Annotated in this window: 4 protein-coding genes and 1 pseudogene; 4 read left to right on the forward strand and 1 reads right to left on the reverse strand. The window is 73.0% G+C overall.

Annotated features, from left to right (window positions below; translation table 11 throughout):
• Positions 1-355, reverse strand: a pseudogene (locus KBX39_RS22965) (hypothetical protein); the annotation flags it as partial.
• A gap of 438 nt (positions 356-793) precedes the next feature.
• Between KBX39_RS22965 and uvrB the strand changes: the two are divergent.
• From uvrB to KBX39_RS22985, 4 genes are all read left to right on the forward strand, one after another.
• Positions 794-2,899, forward strand: a complete 2,106-nt coding sequence (gene uvrB / locus KBX39_RS22970) for an excinuclease ABC subunit UvrB (RefSeq protein WP_043329585.1) — start codon at positions 794-796, stop codon at positions 2,897-2,899.
• 25 nt (positions 2,900-2,924) lie between these two features.
• Entirely contained in the window at positions 2,925-3,761 is an 837-nt protein-coding gene (locus KBX39_RS22975; protein WP_210872452.1) for a helix-turn-helix transcriptional regulator, read from the forward strand.
• 24 nt (positions 3,762-3,785) lie between these two features.
• Positions 3,786-4,154: a VOC family protein gene (locus tag KBX39_RS22980; RefSeq protein WP_043329588.1), complete on the forward strand. Its 369-nt coding sequence runs from the start codon at positions 3,786-3,788 to the stop codon at positions 4,152-4,154.
• 95 nt (positions 4,155-4,249) lie between these two features.
• The coding region (locus KBX39_RS22985) for a DUF5753 domain-containing protein (RefSeq protein ID WP_210872454.1) at positions 4,250-4,939 on the forward strand (690 nt) is incomplete at its 3' end.

Consider the following 4,939-nt stretch of genomic DNA (forward strand, 5'->3'; position numbering starts at 1 on the left):
CGCGCCGGATGGTGACCCGCAGCGCGGCCACCCGGTCGGCCTCGGCGGAGGTGAGCGGGCGAGCCGTCCCGGCCGGTGCGTCGGGCCCGGGCGTCCCGGTCAGCAGCGCGGCGACCAGCGCCGTCGCGGAGATCACGGCGGCGCCGGCGAGCGCGGCGAGCATGATCCGGCGGCGGCCCGGCCCGTCCGGTGGGTCGTCGGCGCCGTCCAGTTCCGGGCCGCCTCCGGGCCGGGCCGGGTGAGCGGGGGAGCGGCCGGTGACGAGCTCGCGGCGGCGCCGGCCCGCCCCGGTGGCGGGGCGGGCCGGCGTGCGGGTGCGGGCGCGGCGGTGCCCGCCGCCGGGCTCACCGGGCACGGACTGGTCGCCGCCCCCCCGGGCGGTGTGGCGGCGGGGGCGCCCCGCCCCGCGCGGGCGGCCGGCGGCGGCGGCGGACGGGGGCGCGCCGGTGTCGGGCGGCTCGCGTCGCGGCCGGCGGTCGGGAGAGGTCCCCACGAGTGGAAAACGCGAGAGCGGGGTTTCGGTGACGAGCAGGGGCGCTCGCGGCGGCCGGTCAGCGCCTGCGCGCGACCACCGTCGGCGCGCACGCCGGTCGACCCGGGTGCTGCGGCCCTGGCACCGGGGGCAACCGGCCCTCGGAAGGGGGCGGTCGCCGGCCCGGTCGGCCGCCGCGAGCGGCCTACGGTACGAGGGTAAACCCGTGAGATGAGCCACACAATGGGAATATCGAAGCTGATCAGGGACGGTCCGTGGTCGTGGCCGGAAGTGTCGGACCGCGGGCGTACGGTTGGTGTCATGGCGCTCGACATTCCCCGGCTCGACGGCCGCTTCCAGGTCGTCAGTGAGTTCCAGCCGGCCGGTGACCAGCCGGCTGCCATCGACGAGCTTGAGCGTCGCGTGCGGCGCGGCGACCGCAACACGGTGCTGCTCGGCGCGACCGGCACCGGCAAGAGCGCCACCACGGCGTGGCTGGTCGAGCGGCTGCAGCGGCCGACCCTGGTGCTCGCCCCCAACAAGACCCTCGCGGCCCAGCTGGCGAAGGAGTTCGGCGAGCTGCTGCCGCGCAACGCCGTCGAATACTTCGTCTCCTACTACGACTACTACCAGCCCGAGGCGTACATCCCGCAGACCGACACCTACATCGAGAAGGACTCCTCGATCAACGAGGAGGTCGAGCGGCTGCGGCACTCGGCCACCATGTCGCTGCTCACCCGGCGCGACGTCATCGTGGTCGCCACCGTCTCGGCGATCTACGGGCTGGGCACGCCGGAGGAATACCTCGACCGGGCAGTGCGGGTGAAGGTGGGGCAGGAGCTGGACCGTGACCAGTTGCTGCGGCGGCTGGTCGACATCCAGTACACGCGCAACGACATGGCCTTCCAGCGCGGCACCTTCCGGGTCCGCGGCGACACGCTGGAGATCATCCCGGCGTACGAGGAGCTGGCGGTCCGGATCGAGCTGTTCGGTGACGAGATCGAGAAGCTCTACTACCTGAACCCGCTGACCGGTGACGTGGTCCGCGAGGTCGACAGCTTGATGATCTTCCCGGCCACGCACTACGCCGCCGGCCCGGAGCGGATGGAACGGGCGATCCGCGACATCGAGGCCGAGCTGGGCGAGCGGCTGGCCGAGCTGGAGCGGCAGGGCAAGCTGCTGGAGGCCCAGCGGCTGCGCATGCGCACCACCTACGACATCGAGATGATGCGGCAGGTGGGCTTCTGCTCCGGCATCGAGAACTACTCCATGCACATCGACGGCCGGCTGCCCGGCAGCCCGCCGCACTGCCTGCTCGACTACTTCCCCGACGACTTCCTCACCGTGGTCGACGAGTCGCACGTGACGATCCCGCAGATCGGCGGCATGTACGAGGGCGACGCCTCCCGCAAGCGGATGCTCATCGACCACGGCTTCCGGCTGCCCAGCGCGGCGGACAACCGCCCGCTGCGCTTCGACGAGTTCCTGGAGCGGGTGGGCCAGATGGTCTACCTGTCCGCCACCCCCGGCCCGTGGGAGCTGGAGCAGGCGCAGGGCGAGTTCGTCGAGCAGGTGATCCGCCCCACCGGCCTGATCGACCCGGAGGTCGTGGTCAAGCCGACAAAGGGCCAGATCGACGACCTCATGCACGAGATCAAGCTGCGCACCGAGCGGGACGAGCGCGTCCTGGTCACCACGCTCACCAAGAAGATGGCCGAGGACCTCTCCGACTACCTGCTGGAGAACGGCATCCGGGTGCGCTACCTGCACTCCGAGGTCGACACGCTGCGCCGGGTCGAGCTGCTGCGCGAGCTGCGCAAGGGCGACTACGACGTGCTCGTCGGCATCAACCTGCTCCGGGAGGGTCTCGACCTGCCCGAGGTCTCCCTGGTGGCGATCCTCGACGCCGACAAGGAGGGGTTCCTGCGCAGCGGCCGGTCGCTGATCCAGACCATCGGCCGGGCGGCCCGTAACGTCTCCGGCCAGGTCCACATGTACGCCGACAAGATCACGCCGTCGATGGCGGACGCGATCGACGAGACCAACCGGCGCCGGGCCAAGCAGATCGCGCACAACGAGGCGAACGGCATCAAGCCGGAGCCGTTGCGCAAGAAGATCCACGACATCCTCGACGACATCTACCGCGAGGCGGAGGACACCGAGAACAGCAACGTCGGCGGTGCCGTGCGGCAGCTCTCCCGGGGCAAGGCGCCGGTGAAGGAGACCCGCAGCCGCCGGGGCGCCGCGACCACCCCGTCCCGCGAGGGCATGGCCCGGGCCGACCTGGCCAACCTCATCCAGGAGCTCAACGACCAGATGCTCGCCGCCGCGCGGGAGCTGCAGTTCGAGCTGGCCGCACGCATCCGGGACGAGGTCGCCGACCTCAAGAAGGAGCTGCGCGGGATGGACGCCGCAGGAGTCCGGTGACCGGCGTGACGGCCGGGGTGGCGCGATGCTGACCGAGGCCGTCGTCGCGCGCCCCGATCCGCGACTGCGCGAGTGGGTGGACAGCTACCTCGGCTACCGCGAGGACGTGTCCGTCCCGCTGGCGCGCCGGGAGGTGGCGGGCGCGTTCGTGGTGCTGATCCTGGGCTGGGGCGCCCCGATGGACGTCGCCGACCCGCGTGACCGGGCCCGGGGCGCGTACGGCACGAACGCCTTCCTGGCCGGCCCGTTCGACAGCTGGTGCGCCACCCGCACCGTGGGGACGGGCACCGGGGTCCAGGTGATGCTGACCGCCCCGGCGGCCCGCCGCCTGCTCGGGCTGCCGCTGGCCGAGCTGGCCAACCGGGCGGCGCCGGTCGACGCGGTGGCGGGCTGGCTGGCCCGGCTGCGCGACGAGCTGGCCGCAGCACCGGGCTGGCCGGAGCGCTTCGCCCGGCTCGACGCCGCGCTGTCCGCGCGGCTGGCGGCGACCACGCCGGTGGACCCGCACCTGCTGGCCGCCTGGCGGCGGCTGGACGGCGGCGGGGAAGCGGTCGGCGTGGCCACCCTGGCCGAGGAGCTGGGCTGGTCGCGTCGCCACCTGTCGGTCCGGTTCCGACGGGAGTTCGGCCTGCCGCCGAGGACCGTCGCCCGTCTGCTGCGTTTCGACCGGGCGTACGCGAGCCTGGGCCGTACCGTGCTCACCGCGCCCTCCGCCGTGCCCGACGACACCGGATGGGCGGAGCGGGCGGCCCGGTGGGGCTACTACGACCAGTCGCATCTGATCCGGGAGTTCCGCGAGTTCGCCGGCGTCACCCCGGCCGCGCTGGCCGGGCCGGGATCTCATTCGTCCAATCCGGCCTGACCGAGGCGGCGGCAGACTGGCGGCATGCAGAGCGTTTATCCCGTCTTGCGCTATCCCGACGTGCGAGCCGCCGTCGACTTCCTCTGTTCCGCGTTCGGCCTCACCGTGCGCGAGCTGCACGAGCTGCCCGACGGCACCCTGGTCCACGTCGAGCTGGAGTACGCCGGCGATCTGGTGATGCTCGGCCCGGGGCCGGCGCCGCAGCCCCGCCCGGCCGACGACGACTACCGCGTCTACCTGGCGATCGAGGACGTCGACGCGCATCACGAGCGGGCCGGGGCGGCCGGCGCGGAGATCATCAGGGCGCCGTTCGACACCGACTACGGCTCCCGTGACTACATCGCCCGCGACCTGTCCGGGCACGTCTGGTCGTTCGGCACCTACCGCCCCTGAACGACTGGCGCCTACTCCGGGCGTGGTAGCGCTGTGTGGGCGAGGTATTGCCGAGCGTGATGGTCATGCGTACTCTCCTCCCCTGGGAGGCGTGCATGCCGTTGTCAGCAAGTCCCGTGGTCCGGAGGGCGCGGCTCGGTGTGGAGCTGCGCCGGCTGCGCCGTCGCGAGTCGCTCACGTTGGAGCAGGTCTGCGTCCGGCTGGGTTGGGCGTCCACCTCGAAGCTGTCCCGCATCGAGCTGGGGCAGAGTCGGCCCGACCTGGCCGACGTGCTCGACCTGCTCGACGTCTATCAGGTGCCGTCACCGCAGCGGGACGAGCTGATAGTCATCGCCCGGGACGCCGCCACCGGACGCGGCTGGTCCCGGGCGCTCGGCGAGATGGGCGAACGGCAGCGGGCGTACGTCGAGCTGGAGGCGGGCGCCGAGCGCATCGTCGAGTATCAGTGCGCGCTCGTGCCCGGCCTGCTCCAGACCCCGGCGTACGCCCGGTTGCGTGTATCGGCGGGCGCGGCGCTGACCGGGGACGTGGACGTGGAGGCCGAGGTCCGCGCCCGCGCGGCGCGTCAGGAGCTGCTGATCCGGCCGGATCCGCCGCACTACACGGCGCTGATCGACGAGCGGGTCTGCGACCCGGACGGCCTGCCCGGTGACGTGTGGCGTGACCAGATGCGGCATCTGCTCGCGCTCGCCGAGCGGCCTCGCGTCAGCGTCCGGCTGCTGCCCGGCGCGTCCTGCGGCGACGGCCCGCACCCGCTCGCGCCGTTCTCCTACTACGCCTACCCC

It is taken from the genome of Micromonospora sp. D75 (assembly GCF_018070405.1).
In the GTDB taxonomy this organism is placed as follows: domain Bacteria; phylum Actinomycetota; class Actinomycetes; order Mycobacteriales; family Micromonosporaceae; genus Micromonospora; species Micromonospora chalcea.